Origin of the sequence: Campylobacter sp. VBCF_01 NA2 (assembly GCF_027797205.1) — a bacterium.
Classification (GTDB): Bacteria; Campylobacterota; Campylobacteria; order Campylobacterales; family Campylobacteraceae; genus Campylobacter_B.
In genome coordinates this window covers 1415158-1433491 of record NZ_CP115607.1, presented here as the reverse complement: position 1 = coordinate 1433491, position 18334 = coordinate 1415158, and the positions used below count along the sequence as shown (strand labels likewise).

Below are 18334 nucleotides of genomic sequence, written 5' to 3'. Positions count from 1 at the left end.
TATTTTGATAGACAAAAATAAATTTTATTGTAGAATTTGTGGATTAGAGCAGTTAGAGGCACCTTGGGGCGATGATGGCGAAACTGCTAATTTTGAAATTTGTGGCTGTTGTGGTTGCGAATTTGGTTGCGATGATTACAATATAGATATTATTAGAGAATATAGAAAACAATGGCTGAGTGGTAAATTGAAATGGCAAAATAATGTATCATATTTTAATAATTGGTTTCGTTCTAGTATTAAGCCTGATAATTGGTCGCTAGAAAAACAATTAAAACAAATTCCAAAGGAATTTTTGTGAGTTTCGTATGGCAAGCGCTCTTACCCACCACAATGGTTAATTAAAGGATTAAAAATGACAAAATTTGATAAATATAAAAAATTGGTGGGCAAGGATGCCCACCCTACGGTTCTAAAAAACTTTTAGAAAAGAGTAATAATGAGTAAAGAAATCCTATATTTACAAAATTGGTATATTTCAAAATGTAATGGAGAATGGGAACATAATAATGGAATTGTCATAGAAAATTTAGACAATCCAGGTTGGCATATAAATATAAGCGGCGAAGAAGACAAACAAAGAATAAGTAAAAATTTAGATATATCGGATAATGATTGGCTTGTAATCAATGCAACCGAAAATAGTTTTGATGGTGCTTCTAGTTCAAATAATTTGGAAAAATTATTAAAAATGGCAATAGCTTGGTTGGATAATAAAAACTAAAATAGCACCATATTTAAAATTGGGTTCAGGAAAAATAATATACAAAAATGGCGAAATAATTTACAGCACCGTAGGGTGGGCATCCTTGCCCACCATAATGTTACCAAAATTTTCGCTAGGCAACTTGCCACACTACAACTAAAATTTCGGCGCAGTATCTAAGATTGCGTTAGCTGGAAATTTTAAATTTTAAAAGAAATTTGACCCAAAATGGCACTTTTACAAAATTTAGCAATATTTATTTTATGAGTTATAGTAAAATTAATAAATTTTTTTGATTATCAAGGAATAAAATGAGAATTTTGCTTTCGTTTTTGGCATTTTGTGGTTTGGTTTTTGGCTTGGAAGTGGGCGAGTTAAATCTCAAAACCGACAACATAAGCGGTAAATTTAACGAAGAGATGATTTTGGGTGGATTTGACGAGCCGATTAAAAGTAGTGGCGAATTTGAAATAAAAAACAAAGAGCTTATTTGGCATATAAAAGAACCGCTCGAAAGTAGCGTTAAAATCGCACAAAATGGCATTTTTAGCCTAGAAAATGGTAAATGGGAACTGCAAAAAAACTCACTCATGGATAAAGAGCTTTTTTTGGCGATTTTTTCTTTGGATTTTGGCGTTTTGCAAAAAGATTTTGACATTTCGCTAAGTGGCGAAAGTGGCGCGTGGGAGCTAAATTTAAGCCCAAAAGGGGCGATTTTTAAAGAAATTTTTAAAAACATTATCATAAAAGGTGGCGAAATGGTGCGAGAAATCGCCATTACTAACGCGCAGGGCGATGAAACAAGGACTTTGTTTAGCGATGTTAAATAAAGCCGTTTTTGCCGTAACTTTCGCCATAATGAGCGTTTTTATCGCTTTGAATTTAGGCAAAATAAATTCCGATATTTACGGCTTAATTGGATTTGATAAAGAAAGCAAGGAAATTTTTACCAACCTAAACGAGAGTTTAAGAGATGAGATAATTTTTGCTTCAAATGATAAAATGAAATTTGAAAATTTTATCGTAGAGTGCGAAAATAGCGGGATTTTTAGCGAGATTTTATATAAAATAAATTCGATAAAAAATTATCAAAAAGAGCTTGAAATTTACAAAATCGCACTTTTGGACGATGAGAGCGTAAATTTGCTCGAAAACAACGCCACTGCCTTTTTTGCGCGAAGTCAGGCGGATTTTTTTAACAAATTTAAGCCGTTAAGTGCTTCGCAGGATTTTTTTTCATTGACTCTTCACTCAGAGATTTTAAAGGGTGGCGGCGGGATTAAATTTGATATGAGTGAAAATCGCTTTTACGGCGAGATCGAAAGCCAAAAATATTATTTTGCCAAAGCAAAATTAGAGCAAATTTATGATGAAAATGCGCTTTTAAATTTAACCAAAATCGCAAAAAATAGCGAAATTCTTATAAGCGGCGGTGCGATTTACTCGGCGCTTGGGAAAAATTCGGCTAAATTTGAAAGTGCGTTTATGGGAAGTTTTTCGCTGATAATCTGCGCTATTTTGCTATTTTTGGCTTTTAAAAACGCTAGAATTTTTGCCGTTGTCGGCGTAGTGGTTTTTGGGCTAGTTAGCGGGGTGTTTGCGTTATTTTTGTTTTTTGAGAGCGTTCATAGCATAAGCGTGGTGATTTCGACTAGCTTAATCGGACTAATGCTCGATTTTAGCGCACATTGGCTTGGCTCAAATGCAAATTCGCTGGTAAAAAAACAGAGCATAAAAGATATGAAAAAAATATTTTTATTAGGCTTTTTTATTACCGCCGGGGGATATGCTGTATTTTTGTTTTCGTCGTTTGATTTGCTTTTGCAAATCGCTGTATTTGCGATATTTGCGCTTTTGGGAGCGTTTTTATTTTCTTATTTTATATTGCCTGAAATTTTTGATAATTGCGAATTTAAAAGCTCTAAAATTTGGGATAAATTTTTGCAAATTTTGATTAAATTTAGTGCTAAATTTAAATTTGTAAATTTGAAATTTAATCTCGTTTGCATAGCGATTTTAACGCTATTTTTGTATAATTTTGCCGTTTTTAAAGACGACATTAGCGAGTATTCTAGTATGGATAAAACGCTTTTGCAAATGAGTGCTAAACTATCCACGCTAAGTTCTCAAAGTTATGATTTGGCGGTTTTAGATAGTGGCTCAAATGTGCCAAATACACTCGTTTCTAGCGGAGTTATCGGCTCGTATTTGAGTGCGGAAAAATTTATCCAAAGTCCAAAAACGCAAGAAAAAATAATCGAAATTTTTGCAAATTCCAACGCGGATTTGATGAAAGGCATAAATCCAAATTTGGTTCAAAAAGAGCTTGACAAACTCGCAAATTCGCGGGTCTTCACGCAAAATGAAGTTTTAAATTCATCACTTTTTTTAAATTTAAAAAATTTGCAAATAGATGATAAAAATATCGTTTTTTTATACGATATAAAAGATAAAGTCGCGTTAAAAAATGCCATTTTAGCAGGTGGCGGAGCGTATTTAAGCTTCAAAGATAGCGCAAATTCGGCATTTTTAAACATTAAAATAAATGCAATCTACCTTAAAATCATCGCTTACGCCTTAGCCTTTGCGCTTTTGTGTTATTTTTTCGGATTAAAAATCAGTGCAAATATCGTCACGACGGTATTTTTATCAAATTTAATCACCCTTTTTATCCTTAGTATTTTTGGTTTTTCTATCAATATTTTTGTGATTTTTGGGCTGATTTTAGCGGGGGCTGTTGGGGTTGATTATATGATTTTTGCGCTAAATTCACACCTTCAAACAGCCAAAAAAACCTTTGGCATAAGCGTTGCGGCTCTTACTAGCATGGTTTCATTTTTTGCTCTTAGTTTTAGCGGGACTTCGGCGGTAGCAGTTTTTGGGCTAAGTGTGGCGATAAACATCGCGACTTGTGCGTTTTTAGCCACAATCTACGCGACAGAAACAGAATTTGCAAAATTTTAAAATTTCCCCTAACCTTTAATCTATTTTTAAGCAACCCTTGAATATAATCCACTTTCCGTTTTTGAAATCTAACTTCTGTTATTTTCCAATGCGTGTTATTTTATTTATTATTGTCAAAAACTATCTTTTAGTCAATCTTTGAAATCTAAACAAGTGATCGATTGAGCCAAAGACAATTTTTATAATTGTCAAATTTAAAAGTTACAAACAATTAAGTTTTTAGATTAAAAACTTCATAAATTGAATTTAAAAGATAAAAAGTTTCTTTTTATCTTTGATACATTTTTTATGGAGAGTTTGATCCTGGCTCAGAGTGAACGCTGGCGGCGTGCCTAATACATGCAAGTCGAACGGACAAGTAAGAGCTTGCTCTTATGAGTTAGTGGCGCACGGGTGAGTAATGTATAGTTAATCTGCCCTACACTGGAGGACAACAGTTAGAAATGACTGCTAATACTCCATACTCCTTCTTAACACAAGTTAAGTCGGGAAAGTTTTTCGGTGTAGGATGAGACTATATTGTATCAGCTAGTTGGTAAGGTAATGGCTTACCAAGGCTATGACGCATAACTGGTCTGAGAGGATGATCAGTCACACTGGAACTGAGACACGGTCCAGACTCCTACGGGAGGCAGCAGTAGGGAATATTGCTCAATGGGGGAAACCCTGAAGCAGCAACGCCGCGTGGAGGATGACACTTTTCGGAGCGTAAACTCCTTTTGTTAGGGAAGAACACTGACGGTACCTAACGAATAAGCACCGGCTAACTCCGTGCCAGCAGCCGCGGTAATACGGAGGGTGCAAGCGTTACTCGGAATCACTGGGCGTAAAGGACGCGTAGGCGGATTATCAAGTCTCTTGTGAAATCTAACGGCTTAACCGTTAAACTGCTTGGGAAACTGGTAATCTAGAGTAAGGGAGAGGTAGATGGAATTCTTGGTGTAGGGGTAAAATCCGTAGAGATCAAGAAGAATACCCATTGCGAAGGCGATCTACTGGAACTTAACTGACGCTAATGCGTGAAAGCGTGGGGAGCAAACAGGATTAGATACCCTGGTAGTCCACGCCCTAAACGATGTATACTGGTTGTTGCTATGCTAGTCATGGCAGTAATCCACCTAACGGATTAAGTATACCGCCTGGGGAGTACGGTCGCAAGATTAAAACTCAAAGGAATAGACGGGGACCCGCACAAGCGGTGGAGCATGTGGTTTAATTCGAAGATACGCGAAGAACCTTACCTAGGCTTGATATCCAACAAATCTCTTAGAGATAAGAGAGTGCTAGCTTGCTAGAATGTTGAGACAGGTGCTGCACGGCTGTCGTCAGCTCGTGTCGTGAGATGTTGGGTTAAGTCCCGCAACGAGCGCAACCCACGTATTTAGTTGCTAACGGTTCGGCCGAGCACTCTAAATAGACTGCCTTCGTAAGGAGGAGGAAGGTGTGGACGACGTCAAGTCATCATGGCCCTTATGCCTAGGGCGACACACGTGCTACAATGGCATATACAATGAGACGCAATATCGCGAGATGGAGCAAATCTATAAAATATGTCCCAGTTCGGATTGTTCTCTGCAACTCGAGAGCATGAAGCCGGAATCGCTAGTAATCGTAGATCAGCCATGCTACGGTGAATACGTTCCCGGGTCTTGTACTCACCGCCCGTCACACCATGGGAGTTGATTTCACTCGAAGCCGGAATGCTAAACTAGCTACCGTCCACAGTGGAATCAGCGACTGGGGTGAAGTCGTAACAAGGTAACCGTAGGAGAACCTGCGGTTGGATCACCTCCTTTCTAGAGTACAAATGAATATTCTCTCACAAGATATTCATCATAAACTCAATCATCCTTGTTTAGGTTTGAGGGATTGATTTAGAAGTTAGTTGAGATTTTAAATGGGCCTATAGCTCAGCTGGTTAGAGTGCACCCCTGATAAGGGTGAGGTCACAAGTTCAAGTCTTGTTAGGCCCACCATTTAAATTTAAATAGAGAGTTAAATTTAGCTTTCTATTTAGATTTAACAAAATCTATGTTCTTTAATTTACCATTGTTAAAAGTCACAATCAAGTTTTAATAAAAACGATTTTACAGGATCTTGTTAAAGCTTTAAATTTAGACACTAATGCAAATTTAGTAAATTTGTTATCCCAAATTTAAATGATTGAGATTTAAATTTTCAGATTTAAATCATAAAGTTTAAGTTTTACATTTACTAAATCAAGTTTAACGGCACAAACAATTAGAGTTAAAACTTATCTAGTTGTTGTTAATGCTTTCCGTCTTGGGTGTTTTAAATTTAAATATTGTAAAAGCAATTTATCAAATTTAAAATTTATAAATTAAATCTTTTATCTTTAACAAGGAAGTAATGCAAATTAGAATATTAACATAGTCTAATACTTCATTTTATTATGAAGTAAAATAAAAGGTAAGCTACTAAGAGCAAACGGTGGATGCCTTGGCTAGTAGAGGCGATGAAGGACGTGCCAGGCTGCGATAAGTCTCGGGGAGCCGTCAAGGGGCTTTGATCCGGGAATTTCCGAATGGGGCAACCCAGTTAATAGTAATATTAACTACCTACGGGGGCGAACGAAGGGAACTGAAACATCTAAGTACCTTCAGGAAAAGAAATCAAAAGAGATTACGCTAGTAGCGGCGAGCGAACGCGTAAGAGGGCAAACCACTAGCTTGCTAGTGGGGTTGTAGGACTGCAATAAAGACTAAAAGCAGATAGCAGAATAAACTGGAAAGTTTAATCATAGAGGGTGATAATCCCGTATGCGAAATCTCCTTTTTACTTAGCAGTATCCTGAGTAGGGCGGGACACGTGAAATCCTGTCTGAAGCTGGGTAGACCACTATCCAACCCTAAATACTACTACTAGACCGATAGTGCACAAGTACCGTGAGGGAAAGGTGAAAAGAACTGAGGTGATCAGAGTGAAATAGAACCTGAAACCGTTTGCTTACAATCATTCAGAGCCCTATGATTTATCAGGGTGATGGACTGCCTTTTGCATAATGAGCCTGCGAGTTGTGGTATCTGGCGAGGTTAAGGAAACCCGGAGCCGTAGCGAAAGCGAGTCTTAATAGGGCGATTAGTCAGATGCTGCAGACCCGAAACGATGTGATCTATCCATGGGCAGGTTGAAGCCGGTGTAAGAACCGGTGGAGGACCCAACCGACGGCTGTTGAAAAAGCTCCGGATGACCTGTGGATAGGGGTGAAAGGCCAATCAAACATCGTGATAGCTGGTTCTCTCCGAAATATATTGAGGTATAGCGTTGTGTCGTAATTATAAGGGGTAGAGCACTGAATGGGCTAGGGCATACACCAATGTACCAAACCCTATCAAACTCCGAATACTTATAATGTAATCACAGCAGTCAGGCGGCGAGTGATAAAATCCGTCGTCGAGAGGGGAACAACCCAGACTACCGACTAAGGTCCCTAAATCTTATTTAAGTGGAAAACGATGTGGAGTTACTGAAACAACCAGGAGGTTGGCTTAGAAGCAGCCATCCTTTAAAGATAGCGTAATAGCTCACTGGTCTAGTGATTCTGCGCGGAAAATATAACGGGGCTAAAATAAGTACCGAAGTCGTAGATTTGCACCTAGTGCAAGTGGTAGGAGAGCGTTCTATTCAGCGTCGAAGCCATACCGGCAAGGAGTGGTGGAGCGGATAGAAGTGAGCATGCAGGCATGAGTAGCGATAAAATATGTGAGAATCATATTCGCCGTAAACCCAAGGTTTCCTACGCGATGCTCGTCATCGTAGGGTTAGTCGGGTCCTAAGCAAAGTCCGAAAGGGGTATGCGATGGAAAATCGGTTAATATTCCGATACCAATATTAGTGTGCGATGGAAGGACGCTTAAAGTTAGGGGAGCCAGCTGATGGAAGTGCTGGTCTAAGTGTGTAGGTTGAGTTATAGGCAAATCCGTAACTCTTTATCCGAGACATTAAAGGCTCTTGACGCTCTTCGGAGTAGATTGAGAATCCTTGATACTATCGAGCCAAGAAAAGTTTCTAAGTTTAGCTAATATTGCCCGTACCGTAAACCGACACAGGTGGGTGGGATGAGTATTCTAAGGCGCGTGGAAGAACTCTCTTTAAGGAACTCTGCAAAATAGCACCGTATCTTCGGTATAAGGTGTGCCTAACTTTGTTAAGGATTTACTCTGTAAGCAAAGAAGGTTACAACAAAGAGTCCCTCCCGACTGTTTACCATAAACACAGCACTCTGCTAACTCGTAAGAGGATGTATAGGGTGTGACGCCTGCCCGGTGCTCGAAGGTTAATTGATGATGTCAGCTTTTGCGAAGCATCTGATCGAAGCCCGAGTAAACGGCGGCCGTAACTATAACGGTCCTAAGGTAGCGAAATTCCTTGTCGGTTAAATACCGACCTGCATGAATGGCGTAACGAGATGGGAGCTGTCTCAAAGAGGGATCCAGTGAAATTGTAGTGGAGGTGAAAATTCCTCCTACCCGCGGCAAGACGGAAAGACCCCGTGGACCTTTACTATAGCTTGACACTGCTGCTTGGATAAAGATGCGCAGGATAGGTGGGAGGCTTTGATCCATATACTCCGGTGTATGGTGAGCCATTGTTGAGATACCACTCTTCTTTATTTGGGTAGCTAACTAGCCTAAGTTATCCTTAGGTAGGACAATGTCTGGTGGGTAGTTTGACTGGGGCGGTCGCCTCCCAAAATGTAACGGAGGCTTACAAAGGTTGGCTCAAAGCGGTTGGAAATCGCTTGTAGAGTATAAAGGCATAAGCCAGCTTAACTGCGAGACACACAAGTCAAGCAGAGACGAAAGTCGGTCTTAGTGATCCGGTGGTTCTGTGTGGAAGGGCCATCGCTCAAAGGATAAAAGGTACCCCGGGGATAACAGGCTGATCTCCCCCAAGAGCTCACATCGACGGGGAGGTTTGGCACCTCGATGTCGGCTCATCGCATCCTGGGGCTGGAGCAGGTCCCAAGGGTATGGCTGTTCGCCATTTAAAGCGGTACGCGAGCTGGGTTCAGAACGTCGTGAGACAGTTCGGTCCCTATCTGCCGTGGGCGTAAGAAGATTGAGGAGAGTTGACTCTAGTACGAGAGGACCGAGTCGAACTGGCCACTGGTGTATGGGTTGTTCTGCCAAGAGCATCGCCCAGTAGCTAAGCCGGGATGTGATAAGAGCTGAAAGCATCTAAGCTCGAAGCCAACTCCAAGATGAATCTTCTTTTAAGAGCTCAGAAAGACTATCTGTTTGATAGGCCGGATGTGTAAGTGATGAAAGTCATTTAGCTGACCGGTACTAATAGCTCGTTTGCTTATCTTTTTAAGCATTACTTCCTTGTTAAAGGTATTAGAAATCCTTTAACAATATGGTAAAAGATTTTATTAAGCTTGATGACTTTTACAGTGTTAAAAAAGCAAACTTACAAAGTTTCCTTTTTTAACACTGTCCGTGACTATACAGATGAGGAAACGCCTTGCTCCATACCGAACCAAGAAGCTAAGCTCATCATGGCTGATGATACTCTCCGTTACTCGGATGTCGGGAAAGTAGGTCGTTGCGGACTTTGTTTTTATTCTTTATGCTTTTTTAAATCAATTAAATTTTTATGTCAATCAAATTTTAAATCAATTACAGGGTCAGTATTTTGCAGAATTTTAAAATTTAAGCGGAATTTTGCTTGAAATTTTGCTGGATTGCTTCGAGTTTTTTGGTGCTTGTTGTCAAGTTTCTAGGCTGACATTAAGATTTTTTTATTTTATAAATTATCTTTAAATTTATGGATTAAATTTGATTTGCGTTTTTGCAATATAAATTTGTGGGCTAAATTTATTCTATGAAAAATTCATTTATATTTGTGTTTAGGATTTTTGAGATTTTATAAAGATGTTCGAGATTAAAATGAACGCCGTTGTAGCAAATTTCAGCACCTGATACCAAAGAAACTGATTTGTAGCCAAGTTTTAGACTTAATTCGAGTTGCGAGATGTTTTTGTTTCTGCGAATTTTCGCTACATTTTTTCCGATTAGTTTATAAAATTCGTTTATTTCTGCTTTTTGAATTTCTACTTCATTTTCCATACTTAAAACTCTACTATAATAGATTTTTAAGTTTAGCTTGATTATAATTTCGTATCAATCTATAATAATAGAGTTTTATTTTTGTAGAGCTGTTTGCTTTGGAGTAAAATGGGTTATGCAAAATTCACAATTACCTGTTTTTATAAGAAAAATAGAAAATAAAGATAAATTTTATAAAGAATTTACGGAAAACTTTTTGGCGAATTATCTCGCTGGCAGTTTTGGGTCTCTTGGCAAAAGCGAAATAGATATTTTGGTTTTTAGTCTTTTGGAGCCGTATTTAGCTATGTCAAATTATGAAAAATCAAGACAACTAAAAATAACTGATACCAGAGTAAAAACACTATGCTTGAACGCTCACTTGCGTTATGGAAAAAAAGATGATGATGAAATCATAAAAGAAATTTTATCTAGTCTAAATAGAGAAAATAGCAAAAGTAAAATTGATTTTGAAAAAGGCGAAATAGTTTTTGGGCTTGAAAATTCGGTTCAAAGAGACATTTTTATAGGTCGCATAAAAAAGCTTGGTTATTATGCAGATTTTAGCTTTAATTCTGAGATAGTAAGGGTAAGCATAGACGCCATTTTTGGGCTGATTGGAGATGAAAAATGTAAAAATATAGTTCAAAAACATAAAAATTATGATGAAATAAAGAAAAAATTAAATGGTGAAAAAACAACTTGGCAGAAATTGAAGGAATTTATTCCAGATAAAAAATCACTAACTGGCATAGTTTTAAATCTGCTAGGTTCGATATTGTTACCAAAAATCATAACTTAAAAGGAGATAAGATGAAAAGCAAAATTTTAGGTTTAACTTTTTTATTGTTTGGCTTATCTGTATATGCCGATTCTAATGATTTATTAAAATTTAAGTTAAAATCGCAGTATGATGATAAGTATAATGAAATGGGGACAAGTATATCAATTTCGGCTAAGGACGATGTAATAATTGAAGACATAATTATAAATCGTAAAAAATGTGGATTAATATGGGATGTAATTACATTGGCAATGGCCAAAGGCTATCAAGCTCTTGGTGTTGATATTCATAAAGAAAGAAAACCTATGAAGCATGTAAAAATGGAATTTGGTGATACAATGACTGTTTATACTGCTTGTAATTACGACAAGATATTAGAAGTTAAAATTAAAACAGATAAAGGTGAATTTGTTATTGATGAATTTGGTCTCGATTTTTAAGATATCATAAACCTAACTCTGACAAATCCATAAAAGCTTTCTTTGGAAAATTTTCAAGAAAGCTTTTATGATTTTTGCTTTGTTCTATTATATATCAAATTTATCCCAATCATGCAGACCAAGGCTTCTATCAGCGAAGCCACAATCATTGCGTAATAAATCTCTTTGCTTATGAAATTTGCCTCGAAAAACAGCGTCGCAGTCGCAATCAAAAGCGTCAGTGGCATTGAGAGGCTAAGCGCAAAAAGTGCGCCTGCTCGCGCGTGCAGTATCTCCCAAAACACCCCAGCGCATAAAATTCTCGTAAAAATCATTATCCCGGCTAGCAGCAGGCAAAATTTCAAAACCCCAGGCATTAGGAGCGCGTTCAGCTCGACCGCTGCGCCTGTGTGTATGAAAAATATCGGCACGATAAAGCCAAAGCCAAACGACGATAGCTTTGGCACGAGGCCCTCTTTGTGCGAGAAAAATGTCGGCAAAAACGCCCCCGCGATGAAGGCCGCGATAAAGATTTCGATATCTAGCCACGACGCGCTCGCGCAAATTAGGCAAAAAATCGCCATAGCAAATCGTATGTCTTTTTCGTTTTTATCATAATGTGGCATGATTATGGTTTTTAGGCTCGGATACCACCAAAACACCATTTCTAGGGACTTAAACACTAGCGCGATTGCGCCGATAAATCCCACAAGCGAGCCGATTTTAAGCAGCATGCTTGCTCCAAAGCCATCTTTTAGGTAAATCCCCACCACGCTAAGTGCTACGATGCTTACTATCTCGCCAAGCACGCCTACTAGCATGGCTAGATTGAGCCACTCTTCGTCCTTGCCGTAGTCCTTATACAGCGTCGAGAGCAGTCCTACGCTCATAAGTGGCACGGCGATGATGATTAAATTTGGCAAATCAAAAATCGCTACCAAAATCGCGCCCAAGATATAAAGTAGAGCCAAAAACAGAAGCGATTTTTTTAAAATTTGGCGCGAAATTTTAAACAAAAAGCGAAAATCCACTTCCGCGCCAGCCAAAAACATAAGGTAATAAAACCCGATTTTAGAGGCGAAATCAAAGGTAGGATTGGCGTAAAGCAGGCCCAAATTTCCAGCGATTATGCCTAGGATTATCTCTGTGGGCGAGACTGGGATTTTTAGCACTTTGGCTAGATACGGCGAGGTAAATATGAAAAATCCTAGTGTGATTAAAATTAAAATTTCGCTCATTTTGGTTAAATTTCGAAATTTAGCCACGCCAAATTTGGCAATGGCTAAATTTGTTTATTCGATTTCCTCTTTAAATTTGCATTTCGGACACTCGGCGAAATTGCCTTTTTTCAGCTCTTTTCGCACCATGTAGGTGTTTTTGCACTCAGGGCATTTGCGCGAAAGCACGGCGTAGTTGCTCACAAAATCGCACTTTGGATAGTTCGAGCAACCATAAAATTTCCCCCTGCGCGAAAATCTCTCGACCACATCGCCTTTGGCGCATTTTGGGCAGATTACGCCGGTGCTGGTGGCCTTTTTGGCTGGGGCTTTGGCAGCGCCTTCGATTTGGCGAGAGTATTTGCATTTCGGATAGCCCTCGCACGCGATAAACTCGCCAAACCTGCCAGCGCGCTTGACTAGCTCTTTGCCACATTGTGGGCATTTCTCGCCGATTTTTTCAGGCTCAGACTTGCTTGCCTCGTCTGCGCTCTCACCTAGATTGCGAGAGTATTTGCATTTCGGATAGCCCTCGCACGCGATAAACTCGCCAAACCTGCCAGCGCGCCTTACTAACTCTTTGCCACATTGTGGGCATTTCTCGCCGATTGGTTCGGAGATTTTTTGGCTAGCGATTTCGCTCTTGCCTTTGGCGATTTCGTCCATAAATGGGTAGTAAAAATTCGCCAAAATTTCTTGCCAATCAGCCTTATTTTCGGCGATTTCGTCGAGTTTTTCTTCCATTTTGGCGGTGAAGTTGCTATCAACGATATTTTTAAAATGCCCCTCCAAAACCTCGGTGATTTTAAAGGCGACCTCGGCTGGGATTAGCTGTTTTTTGTCGATTTCGACATATTTTTTCGATGTTAGAAGCGTGATAGTTGGCGCATAAGTGCTTGGTCTGCCAATGCCTAGACTTTCTAGCTTTTTAATCAAACTAGCTTCCGAATACCTGGCAGGAGCTTCGGTGAAATGCTGCTCGCTTCCTAGGCTTTCAAGCTCCATTTTATCGCCTTTTTTAAGCTCGGGCAAAATTTTATCCTTATCCAAATCGCCATAAACCTTGTAAAATCCGTCAAATGTAACCTTGCGCCCGCTTATGCGAAATTCAGCGTTCCCTCCGCAAATCGTGATTGTTTGGATATCTGAGGTAGAAGCGCTCATTTGACATGCGATGAAACGATTATAAATCAGCGTATAAAGCCTAGCTTCGTCGCGTGGGAGCGTGGCCTTTGCCATTTGTGGGGTAAAGGCTATGTTTGTAGGGCGAATCGCCTCGTGGGCTTCTTGCGCGCCTTTGGATTTGGTGGTGTAAATGTTTGGCGATTTTGGCAGATACTGCGCGCCATAGGTTTTTTCGATCATATCGCGTGCGGCAGCGACGGCCTCTTTGGCTAAATTTAGACTATCTGTTCTCATATATGTAATCGCACCACCAAAATTCGTATTCACCCCCTCATACAGGCTCTGGGCTAGGCTCATAGTCTTGCGAGGATTAAAGCCAAGGCTAGTTGAGGCTGCTTGTTGAAGCGTGCTTGTCATAAACGGCGCGCTTGGGGCTGTTTTGCGAGATTTGCTCTCAATCGCGCTAACGCTAAATTCTTCGCTTTTTAAAATTTTTAGAATTTTATCGGCCTCAGACTTTGTTTTTATGGATAGTTTTTCCATTTTTTCGCCGTTAAATTTGACAAATTCGGCTTCTAGCTTTTTCTTAAAAACAGCGTCTATGCTGTGGTATTCTACCGGCACAAACGCCCTTATTTCGCGCTCTTTATCGACAATGATTTTTAAAGCCGCGCTTTGGACGCGCCCAGCGCTTAGCCCTCTTTGGATTTTGGTGTTTAGTAGCGGGCTTAGCTTGTATCCTACTATGCGATCTAGCAAGCGACGCGCTTGTTGGGCATTTACGCTATTCATATCGAGCGTGCGTGGTGAGTTTATGGCGTTATCAATCGCGCTTTTTGTGATTTCGTGAAATACAATGCGAGGCAGGCTGGTTGGGGCTTTGCCGATTGATTCTGCGATATGGTATGCTATCGCCTCTCCCTCTCTATCCTCGTCGGTTGCTAGGTAAATTTGACCTGCTTTTTTGGCTAAATTTTTTATCTGCGACACGATAGCTTCGTGATCGGTGCTGATTTCGTATTCGGGGCTAAATTTGTTGCCGTCGATTTTAATGCCAAATTTTTTCTGCGGAAGGTCGCGGATATGACCTTTGCTAGCGATTACTTCGTAATCTTCGCCTAAAAATTTTTTTATCGTTTTGGCTTTGGCTGGTGATTCAACTATGACTAAATTTTTCATATTTCTCTCTTATTTTAAAATTCTTGGTAGCGTAATGCCCTCTTGGGCTTGGTATTTGCCCTTTTTGTCGGCGTATGTTACTTCGCACGGCTCATCGCCTTGCAAAAACAGCACCTGCGCGATTCCCTCGTTTGCGTAAATTTTGGCTGGAAGCGGGGTTGTGTTTGAGATTTCGATTGTGATATGCCCCTTAAATCCCGGCTCAAAAGGCGTTACATTTACGATGATTCCGCACCTTGCGTAAGTGCTCTTGCCAAGGCAGATTGCAAGCACATCAGAAGGCATATTAAAATACTCGATTGTGCGAGCCAGCGCGAAAGAATTTGGCGGGACGATACAGATATCGCCTACGAAATCCACGACATTTTTTTCATCGAAATTTTTCGGATCTACGACCGTGCCACCGATATTTGTGAAAATTTTAAACTCATTTCCCACTCTGATATCATATCCGTAGCTTGATACGCCATAGCTCACCACGCCTTTTCCCACTTGCTCCTCGGCAAATGGCACTATCATAGCGTGCTTTTGCGACATTTCTCTAATCCATTTATCGCTTTTTAGTCCCATATTTATCCTTAAACTGAAAAATTTTTCGCGCATTATAGCAATAAAATTCCACGATTTACAAATTTGGTGCTATAATTCAAATTTAATTTTGCAATTAAATGCAGAAATTTATCAAATTTTAAGGAGACAATATGAAAATCTTAGGCAAATTCGCGTTCGCTGCGCTTTTTATCGCTTCATCACTAGTTGCGGCTAAACCAAATATCTACATTTTGGCCACAGGTGGCACAATCGCTGGTGGAGGTGATAGCGCTGTTAGCGGTGATTACACATCAGGCACAAAAACTGTCGATGAATTGCTAGCTGCTGTTCCTCAAATCAACGACATTGCAAATGTAAAAGGTGAGCAAATTTCACAAATCGGCTCACAAGAGATGAACGATGAAGTTTGGCTAAAACTAGCAAACCGCGTAAATGAGCTACTTACGAAAAATGATGTCGATGGCGTAGTCATCACTCACGGAACTGATACTATGGAAGAGACAGCGTATTTTCTAAATTTGGTTGTAAAAACTAAAAAACCTATCGTAATGGTTGGCGCGATGAGATCTGGCACTTCGCTAAGCGCAGATGGCCCGCTAAATATCTTTAACGGAGTAAATGTCGCAATCAACCCAAGCGCTCGCGAAAAAGGCGTAATGGTCGTAATGAACGACGAAATTCACGCTGCACGCGAAGTAACTAAAACGAACACAACTGCTGTTGATACATTTGCTTCACCAAACGCAGGCAAAATCGGCACCGTAAATTACGGAATCGTAAATTTCTATATGAATCCACTTCGCAAACACACAGTCGATAGCGTATTTAATATCAAAGATGTAAAAGAGCTTCCACGCGTTGATATTTTATTCGCTCACGCACAAGATGTCGCTGATTTCGTTGAAACTGCTGTTGCAAACGGCGCCAAAGGTATCGTGCTAGCTGGTATGGGTAATGGAAATCCTTTCCCAACCGTCGAAGCTGCACTTGCAAAAGCTAGCGAAGCTGGCGTTGTCGTAGTTCGCGCTTCTCGCACAGGTTCTGGCTCAACAAGCGTTGGCGCAGAGGTTGATGACGCAAAATACGGCTTTTTGACAAGCGACAACCTAAACGCTGCCAAAGCTAGGGTTTTACTACAACTTGCCCTTTCAAAAGGTCTAGACAAAGCGAAAATTGCCGAAATTTACGCTACTCATTAATAACTCTTGGGCGCAGATTTTGCGCCCTTTTTTAAATTTTACTCAATTTCAAATTTCACAAAATTTCGCCAAATTTAAATTTAATGTAAGAATTAACTAAATTTAGGTAAAATGCGCCTTTGGAATTTCTATTTTTAGGAGAAATAAATGAAACAAGAAGATATTAAGGAATTGATGACTTTCTTCGACGAAAAATCATCTCTGAGCAAGATTAAAATTAAAAACGACGATTTTGAAATCGAAATTAAAAAATTCGGCGCAGATATCGAAACCGGCGCAGCATGTGCCACACCTGCACCGCACGCCCCGGCTGCTGTGCCAGCTGTAAATGTTGTCGTAGGCGACTCTCACGCAGCTAGCAAGGCTAGTATGGATACTATCGATAGCCCTATGGTTGGCACTTTTTACAAGGCTGCAAGTCCGGGCGCAAACCCATTTGTAAGTGCTGGTCAAGTCGTGCATAAAGGCGATACTATCGGCATTATCGAAGCGATGAAGATTATGAACGAGGTCGAGGCTGAGTTTGATTGTCGTATCATCAAATCGCTAGTAGAGGACGGACAGCCAGTAGAATACGCTATGTCGCTATTTGAGGTTGAAAAGCTATGAAAGAGCTAAATAAAATTCTTATCGCAAACCGCGGTGAGATAGCACTTCGCGCACTTCGCACTATTCAGGAAATGGGCAAAAAGGCCATTGTCGTGCATTCAACAGCCGACCAGGACGCACTTTATGTCAAATACGCTGATGCTGCGATCTGCATAGGTGGGCCACGCTCAACCGATAGCTACCTAAATATCCCCGCAATCATCACAGCATGCGAGCTGACAGAAGCTGACGCTATTTTTCCAGGTTATGGTTTTTTGAGCGAAAATCAAAATTTCGTCGAAATTTGCGCTAAACACGGCATTAAATTTATTGGTCCAAGTGTTGAAGCTATGACACTAATGAGCGATAAAAGCAAGGCTAAGCAAGTAATGATGAGAGCCGGAATTCCAGTAGTGCCAGGATCAGATGGCGCGATTGCCGATGTCGAGGCTGCGCGCAAACTAGCCAAAGAAATCGGCTATCCTGTCATCATCAAAGCAGCTGCTGGTGGTGGCGGACGCGGTATGAGAGTGGTCGAGAGAGAAGAGGATTTAGAAAAGCTTTTTTGGTCGGCTGAGAGTGAGGCTATGAGCGCGTTTGGCGACGGGACAATGTATATGGAAAAATACATCACAAATCCGCGCCATATCGAGGTTCAAGTCATCGGCGACGAGCACGGAAATGTCCTACATGTGGGCGAGCGTGACTGCTCTATGCAACGCCGCCACCAAAAGCTAATCGAAGAGAGCCCAGCGGTGATACTCGACGAAGAAACCCGTGCCAAGCTCCTAGAAACAGCAGTTCGCGCGACTAAGGCGATTGGCTATGTCAGCGCAGGAACATTTGAGTTTTTATACGACAGCAAGGATAAGAAATTTTATTTCATCGAAATGAATACGCGCTTGCAGGTCGAGCATACAATCAGCGAAATGCGCTCAGGGCTTGATCTGATCGAGCAAATGATAAGGGTAGCCGAGGGTCATAAGCTCCCTAGCCAAGACGAGATTAAATTTAGCGGACATGCGATTGAGTGCAGAATCACAGCCGAAGATCCGAAAAGTTTCATGCCAAATCCGGGCAAAATCACTCGCTACATAGCACCTGGCGGACGCAATGTGCGTATGGATAGCCATGTGTATGAGGGATACAGCGTGCCAGCGTTTTACGATAGTATGATTGGCAAGCTCATCGTGCATGACAAAGACAGGCTTCGCGCGATTTCAAAAATGAAAATCGCACTATCCCAGCTCGTCATCGGCGGTATCAAATCGACCCGCGATTTCCACATCGCTATGATGAACAACCCTGATTTTATCAACAACGACTACGATACAAACTATCTTGCAAAGCATTAAAGCTTAGCTAAATTTTGGGGCAAAATTCGCTCCAAAATTTAGCGAATTTTCTCTAAGTTTTATTTACTTAAATTTTAAAAATTATGCAAAAAAATTTAACTAGATTTTTATAAATTTTATACTAATATAAAGTGTTTTATATTTAGCATTAAAATTCTTATTTTAAGGATTTTTT

General features: G+C 40.3%; 13 protein-coding genes, 1 tRNA gene and 3 rRNA genes. 13 read left to right on the top strand and 4 right to left on the bottom strand.

Features of this window, described 5'->3' with window-relative positions:
* Positions 1–4: 4 nt before the first annotated feature.
* From PF027_RS07215 to rrf, 8 genes are all read left to right on the top strand, one after another.
* Positions 5–301 carry a hypothetical protein gene (locus tag PF027_RS07215; RefSeq protein ID WP_270872511.1) on the top strand — a complete coding sequence of 99 codons (297 nt, stop codon included), beginning with the start codon at positions 5–7 and terminating at the stop codon, positions 299–301.
* Positions 302–439: 138 nt separating this feature from the next.
* Positions 440–724 carry an Imm53 family immunity protein gene (locus PF027_RS07210; RefSeq protein ID WP_270868282.1) on the top strand — a complete coding sequence of 95 codons (285 nt, stop codon included), beginning with the start codon at positions 440–442 and terminating at the stop codon, positions 722–724.
* A gap of 293 nt (positions 725–1017) precedes the next feature.
* Positions 1018–1536 carry a LolA family protein gene (locus tag PF027_RS07205; protein WP_270872510.1) on the top strand — a complete coding sequence of 173 codons (519 nt, stop codon included), beginning with the start codon at positions 1018–1020 and terminating at the stop codon, positions 1534–1536.
* Positions 1502–3670, top strand: a complete 2169-nt coding sequence (locus PF027_RS07200) for a hypothetical protein (protein ID WP_270872509.1) — start codon at positions 1502–1504, stop codon at positions 3668–3670. Before PF027_RS07205 ends, PF027_RS07200 begins: the two co-directional genes overlap by 35 nt.
* 285 nt (positions 3671–3955) lie before the next feature.
* A 16S ribosomal RNA gene (locus PF027_RS07195) occupies positions 3956–5466 on the top strand.
* A 103-nt stretch (positions 5467–5569) separates the two neighbouring features.
* Positions 5570–5646: transfer RNA gene (locus tag PF027_RS07190), tRNA-Ile, on the top strand.
* Positions 5647–6098: 452 nt separating this feature from the next.
* Positions 6099–9003, top strand: a 23S ribosomal RNA gene (locus PF027_RS07185).
* Positions 9004–9128: 125 nt separating this feature from the next.
* A 5S ribosomal RNA gene (gene rrf / locus PF027_RS07180) occupies positions 9129–9247 on the top strand.
* Together the 16S, 23S and 5S rRNA genes with 1 tRNA gene alongside form the textbook arrangement of a ribosomal RNA operon.
* A 263-nt stretch (positions 9248–9510) precedes the next feature.
* On the opposite strand, the gene PF027_RS07175 is transcribed toward rrf, so the two are convergent.
* Positions 9511–9762, bottom strand: a complete 252-nt coding sequence (locus PF027_RS07175) for a helix-turn-helix domain-containing protein (RefSeq protein WP_270872744.1) — start codon at positions 9760–9762, stop codon at positions 9511–9513.
* A gap of 196 nt (positions 9763–9958) precedes the next feature.
* Here PF027_RS07175 and PF027_RS07170 point away from each other — a divergent pair, with 196 nt between their 5' ends.
* The gene (locus tag PF027_RS07170) at positions 9959–10543 is read left to right on the top strand and encodes a hypothetical protein (protein WP_270872743.1); all 585 of its coding nucleotides are present in this window, start codon (positions 9959–9961) and stop codon (positions 10541–10543) included.
* Positions 10544–10554: 11 nt separating this feature from the next.
* A complete protein-coding gene (locus PF027_RS07165) occupies positions 10555–10965 on the top strand; it encodes a hypothetical protein (RefSeq protein ID WP_270872742.1) in 411 nt (136 codons plus the stop codon).
* Positions 10966–11030: 65 nt separating this feature from the next.
* On the opposite strand, the gene PF027_RS07160 is transcribed toward PF027_RS07165, so the two are convergent.
* From PF027_RS07160 to dcd, 3 genes are read right to left on the bottom strand one after another with little or no spacing between them, the layout of a single operon-like run.
* Positions 11031–12182, bottom strand: a complete 1152-nt coding sequence (locus tag PF027_RS07160; RefSeq protein WP_270872741.1) for a cation:proton antiporter — start codon at positions 12180–12182, stop codon at positions 11031–11033.
* 54 nt (positions 12183–12236) lie between these two features.
* Positions 12237–14465 (bottom strand): type I DNA topoisomerase, encoded by a 2229-nt coding sequence (gene topA / locus PF027_RS07155; RefSeq protein WP_270872740.1) that lies wholly within the window; start codon positions 14463–14465, stop codon positions 12237–12239.
* Between the two features lie 9 nt (positions 14466–14474).
* Complete coding sequence (gene dcd / locus PF027_RS07150) at positions 14475–15035, bottom strand: dCTP deaminase (RefSeq protein ID WP_270859947.1); 561 nt, start codon at positions 15033–15035, stop codon at positions 14475–14477.
* 131 nt (positions 15036–15166) lie between these two features.
* Here dcd and PF027_RS07145 point away from each other — a divergent pair, with 131 nt between their 5' ends.
* The 3 genes from PF027_RS07145 to PF027_RS07135 all read left to right on the top strand — a co-directional run bounded on the left by PF027_RS07145 (position 15167) and on the right by PF027_RS07135 (position 18159).
* Positions 15167–16216: a type II asparaginase gene (locus PF027_RS07145; protein WP_270870109.1), complete on the top strand. Its 1050-nt coding sequence runs from the start codon at positions 15167–15169 to the stop codon at positions 16214–16216.
* A gap of 147 nt (positions 16217–16363) precedes the next feature.
* On the top strand, positions 16364–16825 hold the full coding sequence (gene accB, locus PF027_RS07140) for an acetyl-CoA carboxylase biotin carboxyl carrier protein (RefSeq protein WP_270859945.1): 462 nt from the start codon (positions 16364–16366) through the stop codon (positions 16823–16825).
* Complete coding sequence (locus PF027_RS07135; protein WP_270872739.1) at positions 16822–18159, top strand: acetyl-CoA carboxylase biotin carboxylase subunit; 1338 nt, start codon at positions 16822–16824, stop codon at positions 18157–18159. Before accB ends, PF027_RS07135 begins: the two co-directional genes overlap by 4 nt.
* The last annotated feature ends 175 nt before the right edge of the window (positions 18160–18334 follow it).

Coding starts and splice junctions, on each gene's coding strand:
- PF027_RS07210 (WP_270868282.1), top strand. CDS start 440: ATGAGTAAAGAAATCCTATATTTACAAAATTGGTATATTTCAAAATGT.
- PF027_RS07205 (WP_270872510.1), top strand. CDS start 1,018: ATGAGAATTTTGCTTTCGTTTTTGGCATTTTGTGGTTTGGTTTTTGGC.
- PF027_RS07200 (WP_270872509.1), top strand. CDS start 1,502: ATGAAACAAGGACTTTGTTTAGCGATGTTAAATAAAGCCGTTTTTGCC.
- PF027_RS07175 (WP_270872744.1), bottom strand. CDS start 9,762: ATGGAAAATGAAGTAGAAATTCAAAAAGCAGAAATAAACGAATTTTAT.
- PF027_RS07165 (WP_270872742.1), top strand. CDS start 10,555: ATGAAAAGCAAAATTTTAGGTTTAACTTTTTTATTGTTTGGCTTATCT.
- PF027_RS07160 (WP_270872741.1), bottom strand. CDS start 12,182: ATGAGCGAAATTTTAATTTTAATCACACTAGGATTTTTCATATTTACC.
- topA (WP_270872740.1), bottom strand. CDS start 14,465: ATGAAAAATTTAGTCATAGTTGAATCACCAGCCAAAGCCAAAACGATA.
- dcd (WP_270859947.1), bottom strand. CDS start 15,035: ATGGGACTAAAAAGCGATAAATGGATTAGAGAAATGTCGCAAAAGCAC.
- PF027_RS07145 (WP_270870109.1), top strand. CDS start 15,167: ATGAAAATCTTAGGCAAATTCGCGTTCGCTGCGCTTTTTATCGCTTCA.
- accB (WP_270859945.1), top strand. CDS start 16,364: ATGAAACAAGAAGATATTAAGGAATTGATGACTTTCTTCGACGAAAAA.
- PF027_RS07135 (WP_270872739.1), top strand. CDS start 16,822: ATGAAAGAGCTAAATAAAATTCTTATCGCAAACCGCGGTGAGATAGCA.